The organism is Flavivirga aquatica (assembly GCF_001747085.1).
GTDB classification, from domain to species: Bacteria; Bacteroidota; Bacteroidia; order Flavobacteriales; family Flavobacteriaceae; genus Algibacter_C; species Algibacter_C aquatica.
This window is the reverse complement of the sequence record NZ_MDJD01000049.1, coordinates 1-24477: the sequence shown is the minus strand read 5'-3', so window position 1 is coordinate 24477 and position 24477 is coordinate 1. Positions and strand designations below refer to the sequence as shown.

Here is a 24477-nt window from a genome sequence, read left to right as displayed (position 1 = left end):
ATTCTTACTTATTTCAACTAAACAAGCTTCAAAATTACGGAAATTCAAGCTATTTTAGCTTAAGAAATTTAAGAAGCCTAAGAAAATTTAATTAAAAGTATTTTTATTTATTATTAAACTAATGGGAATTATAAAAATTGAAAACATAAGGGTATTTGCTTACCATGGTTGTTTAAAGGAAGAAACAAAAATAGGTAGTGATTATCGTGTAGATCTAGAAGTTGAAGCTAATTTACAAAGCTCGGCAATATCTGATAAACTATATGACACAGTTGATTATGTATTTTTAAATCGAATTATTAAGGAAGAAATGAAGATTGCTTCTCACTTACTTGAAACGGTAGCTAAACGTATATTAAATAGAATTTTTAATGAAGATAAACTAGTGAAAAAAGCTACTGTTTGGGTTAGTAAATTAAATCCTCCTATTGGTGGAGATGTTGAAAAAGTAACGATAAAAATGACCGATAAGCGTAAAAAGTAATTTTAAGTGAGGTTAAATCACTTTTTTTTTTACATTTGCAGCAGTAATGGCGTCGTGGCCGAGTGGCTAGGCAGAGGTCTGCAAAACCTTGTACAGCGGTTCGAATCCGCTCGACGCCTCTAAATCAACCTTCAAGGTCTTCTTGGAGGTTTTTTTTATTATTAATTATAATTATTTAGGCCTATTCATAAAATGGTCAAATCCTTGGAAATATTGGGATTTCTTTGGAAATTAATGTGAATAAAAACCCAAAAAATAGCTATTGAGAACTAAAAACGGAGTTTTACTTTTCCGTTATTTATGATAATTACAAAGAATAAGTGAGTTTCAGCATGAATTTTCGTTTTTATCTGCCCAAGAAAATTTTGATACTTTTTATGCGCGTTTTTTGTAGAGTGATTTAGGTAAAATATATTTAGCCTTAGAGGTAGAATAGGTTTAATGCTTCTAAAGCACTATGCCTGTTGTTCGGATAAAAACTTATCGAACGACTTAATGGCAATATGGATTATCAGTTTTTCTCTGACATTCATTTTGGGCTTTAATAGGCTTGACAATTTTAAAATAGTAAGCCAGATTCGTTGTGAACTAGCAATAGGTTAAATATCGATACTTTAGAAAAAGATTTATTTCCTCATTGGAAGCCTTATATAGATAGCACTAATCAAATTACAATAGATGCCACTTGCTACGAAAGTGAGCTCCCTAAGAAAATAATAACCAAAAAAAGAAAATCCAAGACCTGAGCCTATCAAATCTTGGATTTTTTATATCTAATTTTTTTGAACAGCGCTATTTTCTGAATACGCCTTTAAAATAAAGTAGAGATCATAATAAGAACCCTAGGTATTATTTTGGTTTTTGATAATAATGCCTAATTATTCAGTCTATTTCATGTTCGATTATTATTTATTAGTAAATAGAAGCTGAAGCTATTTAAATATAACTCTTTTTGTAGTATTCCCTTGATTTGTTGATATTTTAACAAAATACAAACCTTTAGAAAAACCTGATACATCGATTTTATTCCTATCAAAAGTAGCTATTTGTTGTCCCATACTATTATATAAATCAATACTACTTAAAATCGTCTGGTTATCTAATTTTATATTTAATATATTAGAAACTGGATTAGGATAAGCATCAATATTGATTACAGAAGTATTAAAATCTACGATGTTTAAGGTGCTAGGACTAACATCATAAACCGAAACTACTCCTGAATCAACCCCATTAAAATCACTCGAAAAACCACCTATAGCTACGATATCATTATCCGAAAGTGCGATACTCCAGCCAAAATGATCTTTGATATTATCACTTAGCATATCTTCTCCAATTTGTACCCAATTATTGGATTGATTTTCATATATTCTTGCTATTGATCCACGTGAAAAATTAAATAAGTCATTGTCTGAAGCATCACCAGGTATACCAACGGCTAATTTTTGCCCATTCGAAGATAAAGATAATCCAAAACCATTTCCCAAGGTTCCAACTCCGATGTCCCCAACAATATCTGAACCAATTTGTTCCCATTCCGCTAGCGATCTATTGAACTCTAAAACTCTAGTAACTCCAACTGCATTTGTATTAGCGAAAGGGGCTGCTATGGCTAAAATCATTCCGTCTTCTGATAAATCCATCCCATTAGCACCAAATGAACTACTTTTGGTTTCACCAATTAATGTTTGTCCAATTTGTGTCCATTCATTAAACAATAAATCCAATTCGTAGACTCTAACAATACCAATTTCCTCTCCATTATTACCATTGGAAGTAACAGCTAGAACATCTCCATTAGATGATAAAGAATGATTAGAAGTTCTATCATCCGCTGAAATACCATCTATTGATTGTCCCAATTGTATCCAATCATTACCGATGATTTCGTAAACTTTAACAGATCCTGCATTCTCCGCAATTTCATCATCAAATATTGATCCTAAAGATATAATGCGGCCATCTTCAGAAATATCAACATGCAAACCAAATGCGTCTCCTGCATTTTTACCTAAAATATCTTGACCTACCTGAACCCAATTTCCAGATTGATTGTTAAAAACTCTTACACGTCCTGTTTCTAATCCATTGGTTTGAGTATATCCCGGAGAACCTATTATAATAGTATTTCCATCTCCGGTAAGTGCTATTTTAAATCCGTTAGCTTCATTTTCTGATTCTCCTTGAATATCAGAGCCTATTGGGGTCCAAGTTCCACTGTTATTTTGATAAATTCGAACTCCTCCAGAAGACAAACCAGTGTCATTCTTAAGCCCGATTCCAGAAACAGCTAAGACATTACCATTATTGGATAAAGCAACGGAATACCCGAATTGTTCATTGACATCATTGCCATATAAATTGGTGCCTATTTGAACTTGAGCATAGTTAATAAAAGTGATGAAACACATTGTAAATAAAAACACTATACTAGTATTTTGAGATTTCATTTTCTGAATTTTTAATGTTAATAATTAAATTTGTAATACCTTACTCTTTAATGTGCGTTGTGACATGATAACTATATATCGTAATCTTTTAACAAACTAAATTGTAGAAGTTTTTTACAAATAAAGGATTATGATTCTAAACTATTTTAATAATTATGGTTAACAAAGGGAATACAATCTTTTTATTTGGTTAACTTTAGGTTAACAGAATGGATAAACACCACTTCGTTGAAGTATTTTATTAAGTTAGTCATTTAATTTCTGTATATTTTTCCTTTAAAAGAAAGAGAAACAGAACAATATTAAGGTTGTGAGAAATCAGGTTATAATTATCATTGTTATGCTTGTCATCATGTAGAAAGCGCTATTTCAAATACTCTTTTCTATAAAGTTAAATTTTGGATTATAAAGCCTTTTGTGTGGTTTTTAAGATGAGTACAAGTAGCAAAAGCGTATCAAGTATTCAAATAGGAAAACGCTTTAGTATCCGCCAAGAAACTGCATGATATTTTATGCAAAAAGTTGAAAAGTAGTCAAAAATATCCTTTAGAAAGATGAATTCATGTGGATGAATTTACTGTTGATGAAAAAGAAGAAAGCATTAATTACAGTAGAATTAACAGATAATGATAAAGTAAAACGCGTTTATATCGGATTCATCAAAGACTATTCTGAAAAATCATTGACACCAATATTTGAAGAACATATAAGCACATTTGCTAAAATAATCACAGATAAATGGAGAGGATATGAGCCTTTAAAAGAGATTTATAAGATTAAGCAAAAGCAGGCTAACTTTAAACAATTACACATTATATGATTATACAAGTAAAGTTATGGCTCAGAGCAATACCAACCCATGTGAGTAAATGGTATATACAAGCTTACTTTTATGAATTTTGTTTTAGAATTTAACCGCTCTCAATTTAAAACCAATATTTTTCCGTAATGCGATTAATAGAATGGTAAAGCCAATTTATCATAATCAAATTAAACGGAGTATAAACTTATAAATTAATTAATTAAAGTTTTATCTAGAGCTAATTTTTTAGACATGGTATATTTAGCTGCTGTTTTTTCTCCTGCAGATGGATTAATTTTAACAATTGGATCTGTAAATTAAACTCTGTCTGAATAAAATTAAACTTTAATTATTAATTTTATTCAGACAGAATTCAGTTTACAGTCTCAAATAATAAGCCCGATAGTTTATCAAGCTTATTATATACTAACTTTAATAAATTTAAGAATGAATCATCATATTGTGACTAATTCTTAACTATTTTTTTGGTGAATAATTCCAACCCATTTTCACTAATAACTTTTATGAAATAAGATCCAGAATTTAGATGACTAAGGTTGATATTCTTTTTTAAGTTCTTAAATGATTCACCGTAAACTTTTTTTCCTTCAATGTTATAAATTAATACTTTAAAGGCTTCTGCTGTTTTTGATGAACCTTTTATATATTGAGTCATATCCAACATATCCAAAGTAAAATTATTTGAAAAAGGATTTGGATATATTTTTCCATTTGATTCCGAATTTGATAAATCACTAATAATTTCAAAATTTCTGTCGTTTTTTATAACTGCACTATTTTTCGCTTTACTTGATGGACAATTGTCAACGGTAAATGTCAAGTCATAAGGTTCGCAGCCCTCTCTACTTATTTTGAATGTATATGTTCCAGGGGGAACTTCTAAAGTATTAGATGTACCTCTTTGTAGACTAAAACCAAAACCTCCCATTTCAGCTTTAACTGGAATAAAACTGTTACTATTATTAGAGAAACGAACTCTTCTTCTTCCATTTTCTAAACATTCCAAAGGCTCAATTACAAAGTTTTTTGCAAAAACATTAAAAATTCTCAGATTTGAACATTTATTAGCATCGTTTATAACCATTTCAAAGGTTCCAGCAAATACTTTAACGTTAAAAGAGTTTCCTGAAACAATTCCAGATCTAGATATACCACTGTGAATATCTTTAATATTGACATTGTAAGGCGCCTTCCCATTAGATAGATCTACACGTAAAAGACCACCATCACCACAGTCATTTAGGGAACGACTGATGCTTATTTTTTGCTCCAATTCACAGTTTTCTTGAGCTTTAACTAAGCCAAATGAACTAATTAAAATTATTGTAGCTATTATTTTACCTTTTAAAAGAATAGCAAAAAAAGTCTCTGTTAATTTCATAATTTTTTATTTAAAATTTCTTCGAACAAAGAACGGATAGAAAAAATGCTAACGAAACAATTCTTGGTTATCAATGGGTTTACTTCAAAAAAAATATAGTTAACTAAAGGTTAACTATAGTATAGATTCTAAATTTTAATATCCGTAATATCTCATAACTAAAAAAAATATTTAAATTGTGATAAATAAAGATCATGAACATTTTCAATTTTACAGCAAATTTTGATAGTGAAGAAGCATGTGTTAATCATTTTAAGTCACAGCGAGACAATTTAGGTGTGGTCTGTAAATGTGGTCATACAGAGCATTATTGGATAAAGAGTCGCTTAAGCTATGAGTGTAAAAAATGTAGAAAGCGTATGACTTTAAAAAGTGGCACTATTATGCAGAACTCCAATTTATCTTTTTTGATTTGGTATAAGACCATGTTCTTACTTAGTGCTACAAAAAAAGGGATTTCAAGTAAAGAGATTCAAAAACAATTAGGTTTAAAGCGTTATGAACCTGTTTGGGCAATGGTTAACAAGTTACGAAAGGCCAAAGACAATAGAGATAACAGGTATGCCTTGGAAGGTATGATAGAACTAGACGAGGGCTATTTTACTGTTGAATCTTCAGAAATACAACAAAAAAAAAGAAAAAATGAGGTCGTGATGCAGTAGGAAAACAAAATATAGTAATTATCACAGAGTCCATTCCATTAAAAGATCCTATTTTACATGAGTGTTGGAGCATGGATTTTGTTTCTAATCAGTTATATAATGGTCATCGTTTTATGGCTTTAAGTGTAATGAATAATTTTAGTCGAAAATATCCGGCTATTCACGCAAGAAAATCACTTAAAGGGAAGGATGTAGTTGGTGTAATGAATCATATTACTAAATATTTCAATTGCCTCTAAACGTATTAAAGTTGATAATGGAAGTGAATTTATCAGTAAAATTTTGGATAAATGGGCTTATGAAAACAAAATAGACTTAGATTTCTCTAGATCAGGAAAACCAATAGACAACCCTTATGTTTAAAGTTTAAATGGTTCATTTAAAGATTAATGTCTCAATACTAATTGGTTCTTTTCTTTGAAAGATGCGCAAGAAAAGTTCGATATTTGGAGAGAAGATTATAACAGCTACAGATCACATAGTTTATTAGGGACATGTCCTTCAATGAATATGTTGAAAAGAATAAAAATAGCTCAAATTTTCTACTTTTAACCAGTACTTAAACCTGTGAAGAGATCAATTATTCAAGGCCTCATCGGATTTACTTTACAACATATAGAGTATTCCATAACGGGATCCTTCTTGCCTTTTACTTTTTATTGGTTATAATCATGTAGAGATCTCCTTTGGAAAGCGATGTCTCATTAATCGATAAATATCTGTTAATATTCTCAGGAAAAAGCATAAAAATCAACTACTATTTGAGACCCTTGTTCTACTTCCTTACTAGTTTTATTGAGTCATTTCCGACGTTTGATACGTAAATAAACCTATTTTTACCTCGAAATAGTAAAATCCTGAATAGTCATCTCTTTATGAACACTATGGGAGATGACAAGATTTCAAGTAAACAGTAATAATTCTTAAAAAATTGGCAAGCATAACTTATATTTGATCTAAATAGTTTTTTAATGAAGTTTCATTTGGAATATTCATTTTTGTTTTTGCTCTATTCCTTCCCATTTTTACTGCGCCTATTCCAACATGTAATAATTGAGCAGACTCTTTTAAAGACAAATTCAGTTTGACCAAAATACAATGCTTAATATCATTATCTGATAATTCTGGATGAAGTTTTTTCAAGCCTAATATCATACCAGGATATTGAGATTCTAATCGCTCAGAAATCAAAGGATCGTTTCCAAAATTTAAAAGGAAAGAAGATAGTTTTTTTTCTATTCCATCAAACTTGTCTAGACTATTTTCTTTGATAGCTTTTGATAATTCATCTTTAATTTTAGCTAATTTGGATATTGCTTTGGCTTTACTTACAACTAAAACTGAAAGTTCATTTTCTCTTATATCTATATGATTTTTAAGAATCTCACGCTCATTATTTTGTAAAGCCACTATTTTTTTCTTTGATTTGAAGTATTTATAATAAATCCATAAAGAGGTAAAAATAAAAATTACACATATACCACATATAGCCAGAAATACAATATATTGTCTTTGTTTATTATTTTCTAGGATTAATACTTTTTGTTGTGCTTGTATTTTCTCCTTTTCTTTTACTTGATCAATTATTTTAGTTTTTGTGTCATAATAATCTACGAAAATCTTTTGCTCTTTTGCCCTAATGCTATCAATGATCCTACTTCTTTTCCGAAAGTTAATAAAGGCTTTTTTATAATTTTTTTTTTTTTCATAGAATGTAATTAAAAAATCTAAGCCCTCTATTATATTATGACTTCCTATTTTATCACTGCTCTGAGAAGTAATAGATTTATTCATGTAATAAATGGCTTTATTTGTGTCTCCTATAGCATCATAAGCTCTTGATAAATTATAGAAGTTAGTATAAAGCATATCAGGACTAAATTTCTTTAATGAAGCTGTAATTTCAGTACCGGAATCTATTGCTTTTTGAAATTCTCCTTTTAAAAAATAATCAAACACAATATTGGTCTTTACAAAATATATATTAGAAGAATCTCTTTGTTTTTTAGTTAATTCAAGAAGCTCCAGATTAATGGGATAACTTTTTTCTGGGATTTCTTTGCATTGATATGCTGATGCCAAAGTTGTTAAAAAATAAAACTTATGCTCTACATCACTTATTGAATCTTTTTGTATGAAACTTAATGTTTCGATCGCTTTATCATATTGGCGTTTTGTAATATAGTTATACGCTAAGCCTGTAATCGTTTTTATGGTTGTATTTATATCCTCTTTTTCAATATATTTATAAGCCTTTTCATATGCTTCCGATGATTCCTCAATCATTTCAAAATTATATACTAAATTATATCCTTTTTGAAAAAAGAAGTTATGAACTAATTTTATATTTTGACCTTGGTAATTTTCATTTTCAAACTTATAAGCATAATTTAACATACTGTCTAGATTCTTTTTGTACCCATAATAATTCATTAATTTTCGATAAGACAAAAGTTCAAACTCTTTTGCACCTGTCTTTTTTGAAATATTTAGAGCTTCCAAATAGTTTTTATATGCAATTAGTGATGTGTCATTTATGGCGTGGTCAAGTAATTTACTCATTTCTTTATTACGATATTGTTCATCTATTTGAGAATAAACAATTAACGAATAAAATATACATAGATAAAAAATTAATATATTCTTTAAATAATGCCGAATATTATCTTTTGAAAAGGTCATAGTAGTTATTTTATAGTTTACTTCTGGAGATTAAAACATAATTCCTTTAATGTAAACAATAGATGAGTTTATGATTTTAGGCAAAATGTGTCACAAATTTAAACTTATAATTTTTATTGTTATTATTGTTGTTTTAAAACAACAATAATATTTTTTCTTTTCCAAAATTCCTTAGGGCTTTGTACTCTTATGGATTCATGTGGATTATTATCATTATAATCCGTTATAATTTTGTCTAAAATTACTTGAAATTGTTTCAAACTATATAAGAGATAAACATTTAAGACATCCTCTATTAAATCTCCCTATGTACCCTTACTAAAAAGTAACTCCCTTCGTAATCTCTTCAACCGAACAACCAGCTTCATTTTCTTTTAAAGCCTTAATGATTTAACTATTAATAAATTTTGATTTCTTCATTAGAGTCTAAATTTAGTTAATTTTTAATAAGGGTACATTTAAACAATTAGCTGATGTCAGAATTAAAAAATAAAGAAGAGAAACTATTAAAAGCCATGATTAGTAAAGAAATAGCTACTCGTTTATAAGGTAGTTTTGGTAAATAAAAAGAATATTATCATCTCATAAAAATTAAGGCTAAACCAAAAGCTACTGAAAAAACTATGCATATTTTTTTGGTATCCAAACTGTTAATGCAAAGGAAATAGGTAAGCAGAAATAGCAGCCTAAATTTAGACGAATCCAAAAAACAAGAATTACTATGTCTTGTCGGTACTAAAATGAACTCTCGAAGAAAAGAATAACCAAAAAAAAGAAAATTCAAGACCTGAGCCTACCAAATCTTGAATTTTTTATATCTAATTTGTTTTGAACAAGGGTATTTTCTTAATACGCCTTTTTAAAAATTAAGAAAAATCTTTACCTTACTTAATTAGAGTTTACTTTTTTTTATAAAAAAACTATCTATTTATTCTGTAAAGCTTTTTATTTCTTTATTTTTTGTTCTAGCTTCTCTTTGTTTTTTTCGTAGGCTTCTGGAAACAATCCTTGAATAAGTAATAAAATTCCAAAACCTAAAATAACTAGCGCTATAACTTTTTTTGTTTTAAAAATAAGCCTTGGTGTTAATTTAGCTTTAAGTCTTTTTGCTACTAGTATTTTAAATAAGTCTGTTACAAAATAAGATGTAAGCATAGTTATTACAAAAATAATATCTCCGTTTTCTGAAGTTGTTAATGTATCTCCTAATACAATAGAAGCTAACCATCCTAATAGAACACCTATGTTTATAAAATTAAGTAAAAAACCCTTTACAAATAGCTTTCCGTAATCTTTTTGAATGTCTACTTTATAATATTCTTTTACTATTGCTCTAAATGATTTTGAGGTTTTTATAAAGGAAATAATACCGTAAACAATTAATAAAACACCTCCAAAAATTAAAAAACTTGGATCATTCCCTATTTTTCCTCTTAAGTTATTGGTACTGTAAAAGGCTATAATTATAAATATAATATCTGCAAAAATAACTCCAAAATCAAATATTAAAGCACTTCTAAACCCTTTGGTAGCACTGGTTTCTAATAGCACAAAAAAAACAGGACCTATTGTAAAGGCCAATATAATTCCGAAAGGGATAGCTGTTAAAATATCATCGAACATGTGTGTGTGAAGCTTTACACAAAGTAAAGAAATATTTTAAAAGCATTAAACTATTATAAAAAGAAAAAACCATCTTAAGTGATGGTTTTTTATAATTTATATTTTTAATAAAAATATTAGTTCATTTTTTTAATTCTACCTCCAAATATTTTGCTTTCTTCTACTTTTTCTGGATTACCGTAAATATAAACATTTCCTCCTGCTCTAACTTTTGCTTTTACTAATGTTTTAGCATTTACATGTGCTTCTCCTGCTGCTCGTATGGAAACATCTGTAAATGTTGTTTTAAGTTCTTTTCCTTTGTATACACCTCCTGTATAAATGGATATATTTTGGTTTTTAGAGATTCCTGATGTTTGTATATTAGAGCCTGTAACAGATCTTATATTGGTATGGGTTACGTTTAGTTTTACTTTTATTTTACTGCCTTCTTGTGCGTTTAAATCTATCTCAAATTGTTTAATCTCGTCTTCGGAATATATTTTAGCGCCTTCATTGGCATCTATAATATCAATATTGGTATAGTATAGTATTATTTTTGTTTTGTTACCATCGAAAGCTTCTTCAAGCTTCATTTTTATTTTTAAAATTCCATTTTTATTATTTACCAATACGTCTTCTTTATTTTCTCCTGAAATAATAATTTTATCTGAGTCCGATTTTATTAGTTCTACTTCTATTAAATCGTATACTTTTAGCTCGGTAAATTCTCCTATTGTTTTTTCTACTTTATTTTGAGCTATAATTGTGGTTGTTATAAGAATTACTAAGGCGGTGATTAAGCGTTTCATATATTTATATTTTTTGATTTAAAACGTAAATTATCAATAATTATTCCATTGTCAATATATGTTACAAAATTGTTTTTTAACGCTAATTTCAATAATTAATTCTAATTTTTAACATATCTATACTTTGCGTTAGGGATTGAAACGGCATGTTTGAAATCCTTTTTAAATTGAGGTTATTTAGTTTAATTGTAACTAGAATTAAGCAGATTACTACAGTTGTACCTGCTTATGAATAATGTTTAAAAAGATTGAGTAGTGAAAGCCCGACCCTTGTGGTAACGCTATAAATAATTAAACATTTTTATTTACTACAAATACACAAATACTTTTTATAAGTTATTTGTGTATTCTTAGTTTCTTTAATTAATTTTCTACTTTTCCTATTAAGTTAAAGTCTAAGTGTTTTTTAACTAAATCTGTATTTTTAACTTTTACAACAACTTCGTCTCCTAGTTGATACATTATTTTAGATTCTCTTCCTACAAGTGCATAAACATCTTGATCGAATACGTAATGGTCGTCTTTCATATCGCGAACGCTAACCATACCTTCACATTTATTAGAAATTATTTCGACATAAATTCCCCAGTCTGTTACTCCTGATATGACACCTACAAATTCTTCATCTTTATGATCTTGCATAAATTTAATTTGCATATATTTTATAGAATCGCGTTCTGCTTTAGTTGCTAGATTTTCCATATTACTGGAGTGTTGGCATTTTTCTTCGTAAGCGTCTTCGTTTACAGATTTACCGCCATCTAGGTATTCTTGTAATAATCTATGTGCCATTACGTCTGGATAACGTCGTATTGGCGATGTAAAATGACTATAATAATCGAATGCTAAACCGTAATGCCCTATATTATTCGTGGTATATTCGGCTTTACTCATGCTACGTATAGCTAAGGTATCTACCAGATTTTGTTCTTTCTTTCCATTAACTTCTTTTAATAAATTATTTAGTGAAGCTGATGTTGTTTTACGGTCTTTAAAATTAAGTTTGTATCCAAATTTAGATACTATTCCTTGTAAATTTGCTAGTTTACTATCGTCTGGCTCATCGTGTGTACGATATACAAAGGTTTTTTTAGGCTCTTTTTTTCCAATAAATTCTGATACTTTTCGGTTTGCTAGTAACATAAACTCTTCTATAAGTTTATTGGCATCTTTACTGGTTTTAAAAAATACACCTACTGGGTTTGCTTCTTCATCTAAATTGAATTTTACTTCTACTTTATCGAAAGATATAGCGCCAGATTGCATACGTTTACTTCTCATAATTTTAGCTAATTCATCCATTTTTAAGATGGCATCTGCTAATTTTTGATCGGTTTTATAAGCTTTTCCTGTGAGTGATACTTCTTTAGGTATTTCGTTTATTTTAGATTCTATAATGGCTTGTGCTTCTTCGTAAGCATAACGAGCATCACTATAGGTTACTGTACGTCCAAACCATTCGTTTTTTATTTCACATTTATCATTCATTTGAAATACTGCAGAAAAGGTATATTTTTCTTCATGTGGTCGTAATGAACAGGCTTTGTTTGATAATACTTCTGGCAACATGGGTACAACTCTATCTACTAAATAGACTGAGGTTGCACGTTCGTAAGCTTCGTCGTCTAGAACAGTACCTTCTTGTAAATAGTGAGATACATCGGCTATATGGATACCTATTTCGTATAATCCAGTATCTAATACTTCAAAAGATAATGCATCATCAAAATCTTTAGCATCCTTTGGATCTATAGTAAAGGTTAAATCTTTACGCATATCTCGTCGTTTTGCTATTTCTTCTTTTGTAATAGAGGTATTTAATTGATTTGCAAACTCTTCTACTTCGTGTGGAAATTCATGAGGTAAACCATATTCTGCTAATATAGCATGTATTTCTGTGTTATGATCTCCTGGTTTACCTAAAACTTGAACAACTTTTCCATATGGAGAATCTGCTTTTTCTGGCCAATCTTCTAGTTTTACTAATACTTTGTCTCCGTCCTCGGCTTTATATGTTTTATTTATTGGTACAAAAATGTCTTTATACATTTTATTACTATCTGCTATTACAAAAGCGTATTTTTCATGCATTTGAATAACACCTACGTATTCATTTTTTTCACGCTTTATAATATTCGTAATTTCGCCTTCCATTTTACCACGTTTACGTCTTTTGTAAACATAGAATTCTACTTCGTCGCCATTTAAAGCTTTATTTATATTGTTTGATGCTATAAATACATCTTCTTCAAATTCGTCTGATATAATATAACCCGATCCTTTAGCAGATAAATCTAAAATACCTGTATAATATTCGGCTGTGACTATGGCTTTAAATTTACCACGTTCTACTTGTTCTATTTCTTGTTTTCCAGCAAGTTTAGCTAGTGTTTTTATTATTTGATTTCTACTACTCGCATCATTTACACCAAGTTTTGCAGCTATTTGCTTGTAGTTAAAGGCTTGGTTTCTTTCTTTTTTTAATATACTTAAGATTGTATTTGTAAGGTTAGAAATTCCTTTTTTAGGATTTCTTTTTTTCTTTTTTGTCATTTAATTTTTAATCATATTCATTTCCTAAGATAGTGGAAATTTTGTTACTAAATAGCGCTATTTTTAGAGAAGATTTGCTATTTATTTTATACAAAGCTACGATTTAATTTTTAAACCTATATTTTCTTAATGTTAAGTACTACTATTTTATGTTTTAGTTTATTATTGTAAAAAACTCTTTTTCTATAAATTAAAATAAGAAATGTTATAATAAAAAAGGCTTACAAATACATGTAAACCTTTTTATTAATTTATTTTAGAGTTATCTTTTTTAATTTATTTTAATTAGTTTCTATTTCAAAATAATAGATTCCTTTTTTTAAATGGCTTGCATCTATTTTTGTTTTGTCTGTAGTATTTACAAGTATTCCTAAACTATTATAAATATTTATTTTTTTTATTTTTAATCCTGTTTTTAATTTAATATTAAAGCTATCTCCTATTTGTTTTGGATTGCTTTTTAAATTATTTAAATTAGTTTTAGATAAAAAAACCTCTTTAAGGTTATAAACACGTACTTTACTTGAATTATTTTTATTCTCACCATTATTAGATAGTTTAATAACAATAACGTTTCCTTTGGAAGATAAGGATACAGAATATCCTGATAAATCTTTTACAGATTCTCCTTTCTTATTTTCTCCTATTTGTTCCCAGCTATTAATACCATTATAACGATAAACCTGTATATCATTAGGTTTAAGAGTACTCCCTTTATTATCCAATTTTCTAGCAACAATATTTCCATTAGAGGATAAGGATACAGAATATTTAGATAAATCTTCTACTAATTTCCCTCCATCATCTTTACTTATTAACATCCAAGTATTAACACCATTATAACGATAAACCTGTATATGATCTGAGTTAACTACATTTTCTGTATTATCTATAGCTTCTGCAATAATAGCTCCATTTGAAGATAAAGATATTGATTTACCTGATAAATCTATTGAAGTTTCAATATTTATATCCTCACCTAATTGTATCCAAGTATCGATCCCATTATACTTATAAATACGCACAAAACTTGAAAGAGAATCATTCTCTTCATTATCTAATATTCTTGCTTTATCTATTACTGTTTTTCTATTAGTTTTTCCTTTTGTTTGCACTTGTGCAGAAACTAAAACAGGTATTAATAAACAAATACATAATATTTTTTTCATTTTTATTCCTATTTTTTAATAAACTACCTTATTCATAGATAAGAAATAGTTTCTTTATAATTTAAGATCGCAAATCTACACTTTTTATTCTCTCATAAAACTCAATTTTTTGTAGTTATCCACATTATATATTATAATAATATTTTCTTTTTAAAATTTAAAAAAATAAATGGTGGTTATTATAGTGTGTTAATAAGTGGTATAACTTTTTTTATTTTTATTTTTATTACAATTAATTTACGTTCTATTAATAGGTAATTAACAATTTTTATTACTTTAAAAGCTTTATTTTAAGTGGTTTTTGATTTTATATTCACAGTTGTTAATAACTATATAGAGTTATTAATTACTCATAAGTTTTTTAAATTTTGTGTTTATATCTATAAATATTATATCTGATAAGATTGCCAAAAAAAGTGAGTTAAATTTTTGGTAAAACCAAACAGGTTTTTGATTGGAAAAATATATGAGATATACTAATTTTAGTTTTAGAAAGTAATGAACAGTTATTAACAAGTAATGAATACATTAATACACATTGTTTATAACTGTAAATATTATTTTAATTTATAGAAAATTCTTAGTTTTATGTATGTATTTTTTTTAGTAGTTTAAAATAAAAAAGGTCTACAAATACATATAAACCTCATTTATTATTTTTTAATATAAGCTATCTGAAAAGGTGGGTTTTTTGCTTTTTAAATAAAAGGATAATTTAAGGTATAAATTTCATAACTTTATACCCAAAATAATATACCAATTAAAATGACTATTTCAATAGGAAACGACCACGCAGGAACAGATTATAAATTTGCTATTAAAACACTTTTAGAAGAAAAGGGATATACAGTAAATAATTATGGAACAGATGTGAATAATAGTGTAGATTATCCAGATTTTGTACATCCAGTGGCTCAAGATGTTGAAAACAAAAAGGTGAATTTTGGTATTTTAATATGTGGTAGCGCTAATGGTGTTGCTATGACTGCTAATAAATACCAAAGCATACGTGCGGGTTTATGTTGGACTAAAGAAATAGTAACCCTTATAAGGCAACATAATAATGCTAATATTTTATGTATACCAGCACGTTTTACAGCTATACCTCAGGCATTGCAAATGGTAGAAACCTTTTTAAATACAGAATTTGAAGGAGGTAGACATCAAGATAGAATAGATAAAATTCCGTTATCTTGCTAAATGGGGCATAAGCATTCTCATAGCCATTCTCATACTCATGACGATTTAAAAGGTCGTAACCTTTTTATATCTATTTTATTAAATATATTAATTACAGCAGCACAAGTTGTTGGTGGTTTACTGTCTGGTAGCTTATCACTATTAAGCGATGCTTTGCATAATTTTAGTGATGTTGTTTCTCTTATAGTTAGTTATATAGCTAATAAATTATCGAAAAAAAAAGCCTCATTACAAAAAACATTTGGTTATAAACGTGCCGAAATTTTAGCTGCTTTTATTAATGCTTCAACTTTAATAATAGTTGCAGTTTTATTAATTATTGAAGCTATAAAACGTTTTCAGAATCCACAGGAAATAGAATCAAACTTAGTAATTTGGTTGTCTTTAGTAGCTATTTTTGGAAATGGGTTTAGTGTTCTTTTATTAAAAAAAGATGCTGAAGTTAATATGAATATGAAAAGTGCTTATTTACATTTATTAACAGATATGATGGCTAGTGTAGCTGTTTTAATAGGTGGTTTGTTAATGAAATATTATCAGTTATATTGGGTAGATAGTGTATTAACATTTGTTATAGCATTATATTTGATAGTTATGGGGTTTGATCTGTTAAAAGATTCAACAAAAGTATTGATGTTATTTACACCCGATGATATTCCTTTAAAACAAATAGTTACAGAGATTAATGCTTTCGATGGTATTAAAAATGTACACCATGTTCATGTATGGCAATTAAATGAAGAAGAAATTCATTTAGAAGCCCATATAGATTTTAATAAAGATATTACCTTATCTCAATTTGAAACTATTTTAAGAGACATCGAAGATTTAGTTTTGAATAAATACGATATCAATCATGTAAACATTCAACCAGAATTTGGAAAAAAAGATGCTAAAGATGTGATTGTTCAAGATTAAGAACGTTTTTTATTTACATATCAAACATGTTACAAATACAAGTAAAAACTTTTAAAGAGCTAACAACTCAAGAATTATACAACTTGTTACAATTACGAAGCCAAGTTTTTGTAGTTGAACAAGATTGTGTTTATCAAGATATTGATGGAAAAGATCAAAAAGCATTGCATGTTTTAGGTTTTAAATCTGAAAAACTAGTAGCTTATACACGTGTATTTAAATCTGGAGATTATTTTAAAGAAGCTAGTATTGGTAGAGTTGTAGTACAAGCTCAAGAACGCCAATTTAAGTATGGATACGATATTATGAAAGCTTCTATAGAAGCGGTAAAAGCACATTTTGGAGAATCTATTATTAAAATATCTGCACAAAAATATTTAATAAAGTTTTATAATAATTTAGCATTTAAAGCCATAGGAGAAGAATATCTTGAAGATGGCATACCACATATTACAATGGTGAATAATACGTAGCTAAAATGAGCCTTAAAATAACAGAAATATCAGTCCAAGAAACGTATAACCTAAGACATCAAGTTATGTGGCCTAATAAACCACAAAGTTACATTCAATTAAAAGAAGATAGCCAAGGTATACATTTTGGACTCTGGAAAGATTCTAATATTATTTCTGTTGTATCTTTATTTATAAAGAATGATAGCGTTCAATTTAGAAAACTTGCAACTAAAGTTTCCGAACAAGGGCAAGGTTATGGAACACTTTTATTAGAGCATTTAATAGCTTTTGTTCTAGATAAAAAACTTAATAAATTATGGTGTAATGCCAGAGCAGATAAAACGTTTTTTTATGAAAGATTTGGAATGCTAAAAACCTCAAAAACTTACACTAAAGGAGGTATTGACTTTGTAATAATGGAAAAGTGTTTTTAAAATACTAGTTAAAATTAATTAAAACTTCCTTTTTTATAATTTAAGTTATTCATTGATTGTTAATTATATATATAAATTATTTTAATATAGTTAATATTTATAATTAAAATAATTTAGAAATTCCTTTAATTTGCTGCATTCTTGATTAAAGGAAAATTCACAAAATAGAAAATTATTTATCTAAAGTTAAGAAGAAAACAAAATGGAATATGTGGGGTAAAATAATTAGCTAAAAAATAATATAATTTAACGCACTACATATTATATGTGAAGTAGTTATGCTCTTTACTTCCTAAATCTACACCAATAATTAACAATAAAAATGAAAAAAAAATTATTACTTCTTTTTATCTCAATTTTGAGTATAAATTGCTATTCACAAATTAGCTTTGAAAAAGGTTACTATATTAATAATGCTGGTCAAAAAATAGATTGTTTAATCAAAAACATTGATTGGGATAATAACCCAACGAGTTTTGAATATAAAGAGTTGGAAAGCAGTAAAATAAAAATGACTAATATTAAATTCGTTAAAGAGTTTGGTGTTTATCATGTTTCAAAATATATAAGAAGTAAGGTAAACATAGATAGGTCAGTAATAGTATAGATGATTTAAGCTATAAAAAAAATCCAATATTAAAAGAAGAATTACTTTTTTTAAAAGTTTTAATAGAGGGTAAAGCTAATTTATATTCATACAAAGATGGAAATCTAAAAAGGTATTTTTATAAGAAAGAAAACGCTATAATAACTCAATTAATTTTTAAAGAATATAAAAGTCAAGAATATAAAAGTCAAGAATATAAAATAAAGAAAAACAATAGGTATAGGCAACAGTTATGGAGTGATTTGAAATGTCCAGATTTCAAAATAAGTAAAGTTGAAAGTATTGATTATAAAAAAAATGATCTAATCCGTTTTTTTATAAAATATAATGAATGTAATAATCAAGAATTTAAAAATTTTGAAGAAAAACAAAAAAGAGATTTATTTAATTTAAATATTCGACCAGGTTTTAATAGCTCTTCTCTTTCAATAGAAAATAAGTATACAAATTCAAGAAGTACAGATTTTGGTAATGAATTAAGTTTTCGTTTTGGAGTGGAAACAGAGTTTATTATGCCTTTTAATAAAAACAAATGGGCTATTTTAATAGAACCAACATATCAATACTTTAAATCTGAAAAAGAATTAGCAACAACACATGTTAAAGTAGATTATAAGTCAATTGAATTACCATTTGGAGTAAGACATTACTTTTTTTTAAGTGAGAATTCTAAAATATTTATTAATGGCTCATTTATTTTTGATTTTAGTTCTAATTCAACCCTAGAATATGATCCAGGGCAAGATTTAAAAATTAAAAGAAGAAATAATTTAGCATTTGGTTTAGGTTATAAATATAATGATAGGTATAGCATAGAATTGAGATCTCAGATAAACAGAGAGGTTTTAAGTGATTATTTATCATGGAATTCTAATTATAGTACCTTATCAGTAATTTTTGGATATTCATTATTTTGAAAACACCTGATAATATTGTGAAAATGATTTTGAATCACAGAATTTTAACTATCAATATTCTTATTATATAGTTAAAATTCTGTGATTGTATTTATATTATTTAATTCTATCTTATTTTATATAATAGACGATAAGATTAATAACAAGAATATGTATAAATAATCTTGAACAAATAAAATTAAATAATTAAGAAATGAATAAACTAATAGATAAGTTAATTGAATCTTTTGAAGGAACGCCTTGGTTTGGTGATGCTTTAATGATAAAATTAAATATGTTGGATTATAAGCTGGTTAACGAAACATTGGTTAATTCTAATAATTCTATAGCAATTATTGTCCAACACATAATTAATTGGAGAATTTTTGTTTTGGAAAAACTTGAAGGAAATCAATTCTTTGATATAGAAATGAACTCTAAAAATGACTGGACTAAAATAACAATACAAAATAAAAAGGAATGGGATGAATTACTTAATAAACTCACTTCAACTCAAAATAAATTAATTAAAACCCTTAAAACTCAAAACAACGATAAATTACTCAAGAATATGGTATCTGGTAGAACTTATAATTTTGAATATTTAATAGAAGGAATTATTCAGCATGATATATACCATTTGGGGCAAATAGGGTTACTTTATGCTCAATTAAAACAATAGTTGATAAAATGGAAATAGTAATTCTAGAAATAAAAGACATTGAAAATAGAGCAGATACTTACTTTATATAAAGGCTGTGAGTATTAAATTTTGTAAAAATTTATCGTTTTAAAGTAAAGTGACCTTTTAAAGCTTCTCCTGTATTAAAAACAATGATATACCAATAATCATCACTTTTTAAAAGTCTACCATTAAAAGTACCATCCCACCCAGGAGAATCAGATCTTAAATATTTTAAAAGCTTTCCATAACGACTATAAATACTAATATTATTAATACTACCATTTTTATCAAAGACTTGCCATGAATCATGATAACCATCATTATTAGGTGTAAAATATTTTGGAATATAATAGTCTTGATTTGTTATAAATATATTAAAACTGGTCTCGTTACTAGTATTACAAATAGTTTCTTTATAGATGTAAATTGTTTGTGTATTTGTAATAATATCTCCTGCATTTAAAGCTATACCATGGCCATTAGATTGCGTAAAGTAATTTCCGTTGGTAAGAGCTGGTAATGTATAGCTTGTGCCTATAAAATTGTTTAATGAATCGATTAAAACAAAATTGCTACAGTCATTGGGCGTATTCACATAATTAGAAAAAGAAAAAGGTTCCCAACTAGAATGATTATCATTTATGTTATCAACGACTACGCAGTTTAAATCTGGGTTAAATTCAAAATTCATAATAACCATGCTGTTATTATTTCCGTTTTTAATATTTAAACGACATAATTGATTATCACTACAGTCTAAATTTGTTAAATTTGAATTTACAGAAAGGTCTAAAGTATTTAACTCATTAAATTTACAATTTAAGACCTCTAAAGATCTGTTATTGGATAGATTTAAATCTGTTAATAGGTTTTCAAAACAGAATAATACTCTTAAATGGGTATTATTATTAAGGTTTAAGCTTTCTATTTGATTTTGTTCACAAGATAGATATAGTAAATCTGTATTTTTACTAAGATCTAAATTAGATAGTGCATTATTACCACATTGTAATCTATCTAAGGTTGAATTATCGGAAATATTGAGTGTTGTTATTTGGTTATTTTCGCAAGTAAGAACATTTAGGTTTGTGTTTTTTGAAACATCTAAATTTACAATCAAATTATTTTCACATCTTAGTGAAATTAAACGCGTATTATTGCTAACATCTAAGCTAGTAAGTTGGTTATAATGACACCATAAGATATTTAAATTTATATTTTTAGAGATATCTAAAACAGTAATATTATTATTTGATAGATCAAATTTTTCTAGAGCTAAAAAATCTTCAATACCAGTAAGATCTGATATGTTTTTTGATGGAATATCTAAATTTGTAATGCTATTAATATTGAGGGTAGGAACAAAATCATCTAAAGGACCAGAATCGTAACCTAAATCGATTAAGGCTTGTTCAAAATTATCATCAGGAACAAAGGTTTGACCAAAACAATTAAAATTTAAACAAACTAAGAAAAAACAAGTTTTATAACCCCATTTAATTCGCATTGCTAATGTGGGTTATTAGAATTTCTACACGTCTGTCGTACTTAGGTTCACCACCTAAAGGAAATTTTCGGCGCATACCTACGTGGCGCATTCGTTTTCTACTGATGCCTTTTTTAGCAAAATAATCATAAACATATTTTGCTCTAACCTCAGAAAGGTTGCGTTTTTTTGTTTTTTTATCTACCGCATCCCTTGAGTTTTGTGTGCAACATACGTGTCCTTGAATGGTAAAATAAAGGTCTTTTCTTTCTAGGAGTGCTTTTGTTATAGATTCTAATATTTTTTTAGAATTAGGTGTCACTGTCCTGTATCCTGTTTTAAATAAAATATTTTTAAAAATGACTTTATCACCTACTTTAATATCTCCTTTTATTTTATCGGTAGCATTTTTATTTTCAACCTTTTTTACAATAGGTTCAACTTTTTTAGGAGGTGTTTTTTTCTTAACAATAATTTCAGCTTTTCTATTTAAGCCTCTAATTTTTATAAGATTTTTTTCTTCAACAACTTTTACTAATATTTCACCTTTTCCATCAACGTTGGTTATTAGATCTTCACTAATTTCATTATTAGAGAAAATAGATTTTATAGCATTTGCACGTTGTTGAGATAGTTTTAAGTTATATGTATCTGCACCAATATCATCACAAAACCCAAAGATAGAAATCGATTCAATCTCAATATCTTCTAAAGTAGAAATAAACAAGAGTAATCTGTTTTCTTCTGTAAAAGGTACATCATATTTATCCGTTTCAAAATAAACTTCGTGTGTTAATTCTTTTTGAGAAAAAACAAAGACACTGTTTAATACTATTAATATTAACACAAATAGTTTATTCATTGATGAGATAAAAAGATTACTTGATTATAAATATACTATTTTTTAATTTTTGATAATCAAGTAATTAAAAAAAATCATCTCAAATACTCACTGTATTTAGATGAATTGCTAAGAATTTCTGTAGCTTTTTTTATTTTAGAATCATGAATTTTATAGTAGTCATATAAGCCTTCTCTATAAGCATATCTTTTTACAATATCTTCAGTTAGTAATTCTAATAGGTAAGCTTTGTTTTCATCAATAACCGTTGCTTTAGATTGATTTAAACGTGTTATTAACGCATTAAAGTCTTTTTCTATGTTATCATCTAAATCTTCTTTTTCAGAAACTTCATAAGCTTTGTAAAGCGCTTTTTCTGTATTCGTTTCAAAAGAAAATTTATTTGTTTTTAAATAGGCTTTAAAATTTGAAAAATCTTTATCTGTTAGTTTTAAGTTGTTAACATTATCAATACTATGACTATAGTAATAATCCGTAGCATAATTAAAAATTAAATCGCTATTAACTATAGCGTTTGTAATAGCTGAGTTTTTTGAAGCTTCAAAAACTTCATCAGGAACTACACCTCCTCCATCAAATACTTTTCTACCATTTTTGGTTTTAAACGCATTATAATCTTCTTGTTTTACACGAACAGCTTCGCCTTTTTCATTTCTATTCCAGTAATCTAAAGCTTGAATACATCTTCCCGAAGGAGTATAATATCTAGATATTGTAATTTTAACTTGAGTACCGTAAGTAAGTAGCTTTGGGCGCTGTACTAAACCTTTCCCATAACTTCTAGAACCAACAATTACGGCACGGTCTAAATCTTGTAATGAACCTGATACAATTTCACTTGCAGAAGCGCTACCACCATCAATTAAAATAACAAGAGGGATCTCTGTATCTATAGGGTCATTTTTAGTGTAATATGTTTTGTTATATTTTTTTACTTTAGATTTTGTAGTAACTACTAATTGTCCTTTAGGAACAAAAAGGTTAACTATATTAATAGCTTCATTAAGTAAACCTCCAGGATTTCCTCTTAAATCTAAGATAATACGATTTGCTCCTTGCGCTTTTAAATCGCGCAAAGCATAATTAGTTTCTGCAGATGCTTTACGATTAAATTTTCTTAAAACAATATATCCCGTTTTATCATTAACCATTGAAAAATGAGGTACAGCTTTTATTTCTACCTCAGCCCTTTTTATTGAAGTTGTTTGTGTTTTCTTTTGACGTTTATAGATGACTTCTATAGATGAGTTAGGTGCACCTTTTAGTAATTCGCCAGCATTTTCTTTATAATTTTCAATTAAAGTATTTCCAACTTTTATAATTTCATCACCAGCTTTTAAACCAGCTATATCTGCAGGGTAACCTTTGTAAGGTTCTATGATTACTAATTTATTTTTTAAGGTTTTTACTTTAGCACCAATACCCGTATAATCACCAGTATTATTTATTCTAGCTGCCTCTACGTCCTGCTCATTCATAAAGCGTGTATAAGGATCTAGATCGTTTAACATGCTTTTTATGGCAGTATCCATTAAATCACCTGGGTTAGTTTCATCAACATAATTCATGTTGAGTTCTTTAAACAGTGTGGTGAAAATTTCTATTTGTTTTGCTATTTCAAAAAAATCGTTTTTAAAAGCAGTTCCCGAAAAAAACATAGCGAATGCTAATACAGGGATTATGATTCTTTTCTTTAGTAAATTTTTCATTAAAAAAAGGGATTTTATGTTTTTGAAATCTTGTTTGAAAATTTTTCAAATAATAGTTTCATTCTTGTTTCAACTTGCGTTAATGTTGGTTTGTCTTTGCCAATGTACAAAATCATAAATGCATAAGGTGTTGCCATGTTGTTAAGATACTTAGATTTATTTAATCTAAAACTTTCTCTTAATAAGCGCTTTATTCGATTCCTATCTACGGCTGTTTTAAAATTTCGTTTACTTACAGAAACACCTGTTTTTGTTGTAACACCATTATTAAAAGTTGTTTGCAAGAATACTAGCCGTAGAGGAAATGCAGAAACAGATTGTCCTTCTGAAAACATTTTATCTATAAGCTTTCTGCTTTTTAGTTTTTCTTTTTTATTTAACGTGAATTTCAAGAAAGTTATTTTAATAGCCAAAGGTAGTAAAATAAAAAAATCACGTTGTTATAAAGTAACATATAGTGTATTTAATTTATTTAATTACTATTGTTCCGCTTTTATATAAATTTAGAGCTTTGTTTAATAACAGTTCTATAATATCTATTGAGATGTCTTTATTAGGGTTAATTCTTAGTATTTTCATTCTTGCACGTGTACCTGTTTCTAAT

At 27.5% G+C, this 24477-nt stretch carries 19 protein-coding genes, 1 tRNA gene and 3 pseudogenes; 12 read left to right on the top strand and 11 right to left on the bottom strand.

What is annotated here, in order from left to right; translation table 11 throughout:
- Positions 1–121 precede the first annotated feature (121 nt).
- A complete protein-coding gene (folB, locus tag A8C32_RS13390; RefSeq protein ID WP_069830940.1) occupies positions 122–484 on the top strand; it encodes a dihydroneopterin aldolase in 363 nt (120 codons plus the stop codon).
- A 48-nt stretch (positions 485–532) separates the two neighbouring features.
- Positions 533–603: transfer RNA gene (locus A8C32_RS13385), tRNA-Cys, on the top strand.
- An 813-nt stretch (positions 604–1416) separates the two neighbouring features.
- On the opposite strand, the gene A8C32_RS13380 is transcribed toward A8C32_RS13385, so the two are convergent.
- On the bottom strand, positions 1417–2937 hold the full coding sequence (locus A8C32_RS13380) for a T9SS type A sorting domain-containing protein (RefSeq protein ID WP_069830939.1): 1521 nt from the start codon (positions 2935–2937) through the stop codon (positions 1417–1419).
- Between the two features lie 306 nt (positions 2938–3243).
- On the opposite strand from A8C32_RS13380, the pseudogene A8C32_RS20005 reads away from it, so the two are divergent.
- Positions 3244–3950, top strand: a pseudogene (locus A8C32_RS20005) (IS1595 family transposase); the annotation flags it as partial.
- A gap of 255 nt (positions 3951–4205) precedes the next feature.
- On the opposite strand, the gene A8C32_RS13370 reads toward A8C32_RS20005, so the two are convergent.
- Entirely contained in the window at positions 4206–5141 is a 936-nt protein-coding gene (locus tag A8C32_RS13370; protein ID WP_069830937.1) for a T9SS type A sorting domain-containing protein, read from the bottom strand.
- Positions 5142–5335: 194 nt separating this feature from the next.
- Between A8C32_RS13370 and A8C32_RS13365 the strand changes: the two are divergent.
- Together A8C32_RS13365 and A8C32_RS21510 are read left to right on the top strand one after the other, a co-directional pair.
- Positions 5336–5850 (top strand): annotated as a pseudogene (locus A8C32_RS13365) (IS1595 family transposase); the annotation flags it as partial.
- 355 nt (positions 5851–6205) lie between these two features.
- Positions 6206–6355, top strand: a pseudogene (locus A8C32_RS21510) (integrase core domain-containing protein); the annotation flags it as partial.
- 393 nt (positions 6356–6748) lie between these two features.
- Here the strand turns inward: A8C32_RS21510 and A8C32_RS13360 are convergent.
- From A8C32_RS13360 to A8C32_RS13340, 5 genes are all read right to left on the bottom strand, one after another.
- Positions 6749–8485, bottom strand: coding sequence for a tetratricopeptide repeat protein (locus tag A8C32_RS13360; RefSeq protein ID WP_069830935.1), 1737 nt, complete (start codon positions 8483–8485; stop codon positions 6749–6751).
- 945 nt (positions 8486–9430) lie between these two features.
- On the bottom strand, positions 9431–10108 hold the full coding sequence (locus A8C32_RS13355) for a LysE family translocator (RefSeq protein ID WP_069830934.1): 678 nt from the start codon (positions 10106–10108) through the stop codon (positions 9431–9433).
- Between the two features lie 116 nt (positions 10109–10224).
- Positions 10225–10899, bottom strand: coding sequence for a head GIN domain-containing protein (locus A8C32_RS13350; protein ID WP_069830933.1), 675 nt, complete (start codon positions 10897–10899; stop codon positions 10225–10227).
- A 363-nt stretch (positions 10900–11262) separates the two neighbouring features.
- Positions 11263–13452: a ribonuclease R gene (gene rnr, locus A8C32_RS13345; RefSeq protein WP_069830932.1), complete on the bottom strand. Its 2190-nt coding sequence runs from the start codon at positions 13450–13452 to the stop codon at positions 11263–11265.
- A gap of 281 nt (positions 13453–13733) precedes the next feature.
- Positions 13734–14621: a T9SS type A sorting domain-containing protein gene (locus A8C32_RS13340; protein ID WP_069830931.1), complete on the bottom strand. Its 888-nt coding sequence runs from the start codon at positions 14619–14621 to the stop codon at positions 13734–13736.
- A 765-nt stretch (positions 14622–15386) separates the two neighbouring features.
- On the opposite strand from A8C32_RS13340, the gene rpiB reads away from it, so the two are divergent.
- The 7 genes from rpiB (at position 15387) to A8C32_RS13310 (ending at position 19813) form a co-directional block, all read left to right on the top strand.
- Positions 15387–15821: a ribose 5-phosphate isomerase B gene (gene rpiB, locus A8C32_RS13335; RefSeq protein WP_069830930.1), complete on the top strand. Its 435-nt coding sequence runs from the start codon at positions 15387–15389 to the stop codon at positions 15819–15821.
- Positions 15822–16739, top strand: a complete 918-nt coding sequence (locus A8C32_RS13330) for a cation diffusion facilitator family transporter (RefSeq protein WP_069830929.1) — start codon at positions 15822–15824, stop codon at positions 16737–16739.
- A gap of 26 nt (positions 16740–16765) precedes the next feature.
- Positions 16766–17212, top strand: coding sequence for a GNAT family N-acetyltransferase (locus A8C32_RS13325; protein ID WP_069830928.1), 447 nt, complete (start codon positions 16766–16768; stop codon positions 17210–17212).
- Positions 17213–17217: 5 nt separating this feature from the next.
- Positions 17218–17628 (top strand): GNAT family N-acetyltransferase, encoded by a 411-nt coding sequence (locus A8C32_RS13320; RefSeq protein ID WP_069830927.1) that lies wholly within the window; start codon positions 17218–17220, stop codon positions 17626–17628.
- Positions 17629–17950: 322 nt separating this feature from the next.
- The gene (locus tag A8C32_RS20950) at positions 17951–18235 is read left to right on the top strand and encodes a hypothetical protein (protein WP_205635394.1); all 285 of its coding nucleotides are present in this window, start codon (positions 17951–17953) and stop codon (positions 18233–18235) included.
- A 242-nt stretch (positions 18236–18477) separates the two neighbouring features.
- Entirely contained in the window at positions 18478–19152 is a 675-nt protein-coding gene (locus tag A8C32_RS20945) for a porin family protein (RefSeq protein WP_205635393.1), read from the top strand.
- Between the two features lie 193 nt (positions 19153–19345).
- The gene (locus tag A8C32_RS13310) at positions 19346–19813 is read left to right on the top strand and encodes a DinB family protein (RefSeq protein WP_069830926.1); all 468 of its coding nucleotides are present in this window, start codon (positions 19346–19348) and stop codon (positions 19811–19813) included.
- A gap of 100 nt (positions 19814–19913) precedes the next feature.
- On the opposite strand, the gene A8C32_RS13305 is transcribed toward A8C32_RS13310, so the two are convergent.
- The 4 genes from A8C32_RS13305 to rnpA form a co-directional block, all read right to left on the bottom strand.
- Complete coding sequence (locus tag A8C32_RS13305) at positions 19914–21323, bottom strand: T9SS type B sorting domain-containing protein (RefSeq protein ID WP_069830925.1); 1410 nt, start codon at positions 21321–21323, stop codon at positions 19914–19916.
- Entirely contained in the window at positions 21313–22164 is an 852-nt protein-coding gene (locus A8C32_RS13300; RefSeq protein ID WP_069830924.1) for an OmpA family protein, read from the bottom strand. Before A8C32_RS13300 ends, A8C32_RS13305 begins: the two co-directional genes overlap by 11 nt.
- Before the next feature lie 74 nt (positions 22165–22238).
- Positions 22239–23873: a S41 family peptidase gene (locus A8C32_RS13295; protein ID WP_069830923.1), complete on the bottom strand. Its 1635-nt coding sequence runs from the start codon at positions 23871–23873 to the stop codon at positions 22239–22241.
- 14 nt (positions 23874–23887) lie between these two features.
- Positions 23888–24265 carry a ribonuclease P protein component gene (gene rnpA, locus A8C32_RS13290; RefSeq protein WP_069830922.1) on the bottom strand — a complete coding sequence of 126 codons (378 nt, stop codon included), beginning with the start codon at positions 24263–24265 and terminating at the stop codon, positions 23888–23890.
- Positions 24266–24477 lie beyond the last annotated feature (212 nt).

Bases quoted from the DNA above. Each gene is read 5' to 3' on its own strand.
- folB (WP_069830940.1), top strand. From the start codon at position 122: ATGGGAATTATAAAAATTGAAAACATAAGGGTATTTGCTTACCATGGT.
- A8C32_RS13380 (WP_069830939.1), bottom strand. From the start codon at position 2,937: ATGAAATCTCAAAATACTAGTATAGTGTTTTTATTTACAATGTGTTTC.
- A8C32_RS13370 (WP_069830937.1), bottom strand. From the start codon at position 5,141: ATGAAATTAACAGAGACTTTTTTTGCTATTCTTTTAAAAGGTAAAATA.
- A8C32_RS13360 (WP_069830935.1), bottom strand. From the start codon at position 8,485: ATGACCTTTTCAAAAGATAATATTCGGCATTATTTAAAGAATATATTA.
- A8C32_RS13355 (WP_069830934.1), bottom strand. From the start codon at position 10,108: ATGTTCGATGATATTTTAACAGCTATCCCTTTCGGAATTATATTGGCC.
- A8C32_RS13350 (WP_069830933.1), bottom strand. From the start codon at position 10,899: ATGAAACGCTTAATCACCGCCTTAGTAATTCTTATAACAACCACAATT.
- rnr (WP_069830932.1), bottom strand. From the start codon at position 13,452: ATGACAAAAAAGAAAAAAAGAAATCCTAAAAAAGGAATTTCTAACCTT.
- A8C32_RS13340 (WP_069830931.1), bottom strand. From the start codon at position 14,621: ATGAAAAAAATATTATGTATTTGTTTATTAATACCTGTTTTAGTTTCT.
- rpiB (WP_069830930.1), top strand. From the start codon at position 15,387: ATGACTATTTCAATAGGAAACGACCACGCAGGAACAGATTATAAATTT.
- A8C32_RS13330 (WP_069830929.1), top strand. From the start codon at position 15,822: ATGGGGCATAAGCATTCTCATAGCCATTCTCATACTCATGACGATTTA.
- A8C32_RS13325 (WP_069830928.1), top strand. From the start codon at position 16,766: ATGTTACAAATACAAGTAAAAACTTTTAAAGAGCTAACAACTCAAGAA.
- A8C32_RS13320 (WP_069830927.1), top strand. From the start codon at position 17,218: ATGAGCCTTAAAATAACAGAAATATCAGTCCAAGAAACGTATAACCTA.
- A8C32_RS20950 (WP_205635394.1), top strand. From the start codon at position 17,951: ATGAAAAAAAAATTATTACTTCTTTTTATCTCAATTTTGAGTATAAAT.
- A8C32_RS13310 (WP_069830926.1), top strand. From the start codon at position 19,346: ATGAATAAACTAATAGATAAGTTAATTGAATCTTTTGAAGGAACGCCT.
- A8C32_RS13305 (WP_069830925.1), bottom strand. From the start codon at position 21,323: ATGCGAATTAAATGGGGTTATAAAACTTGTTTTTTCTTAGTTTGTTTA.
- A8C32_RS13300 (WP_069830924.1), bottom strand. From the start codon at position 22,164: ATGAATAAACTATTTGTGTTAATATTAATAGTATTAAACAGTGTCTTT.
- A8C32_RS13295 (WP_069830923.1), bottom strand. From the start codon at position 23,873: ATGAAAAATTTACTAAAGAAAAGAATCATAATCCCTGTATTAGCATTC.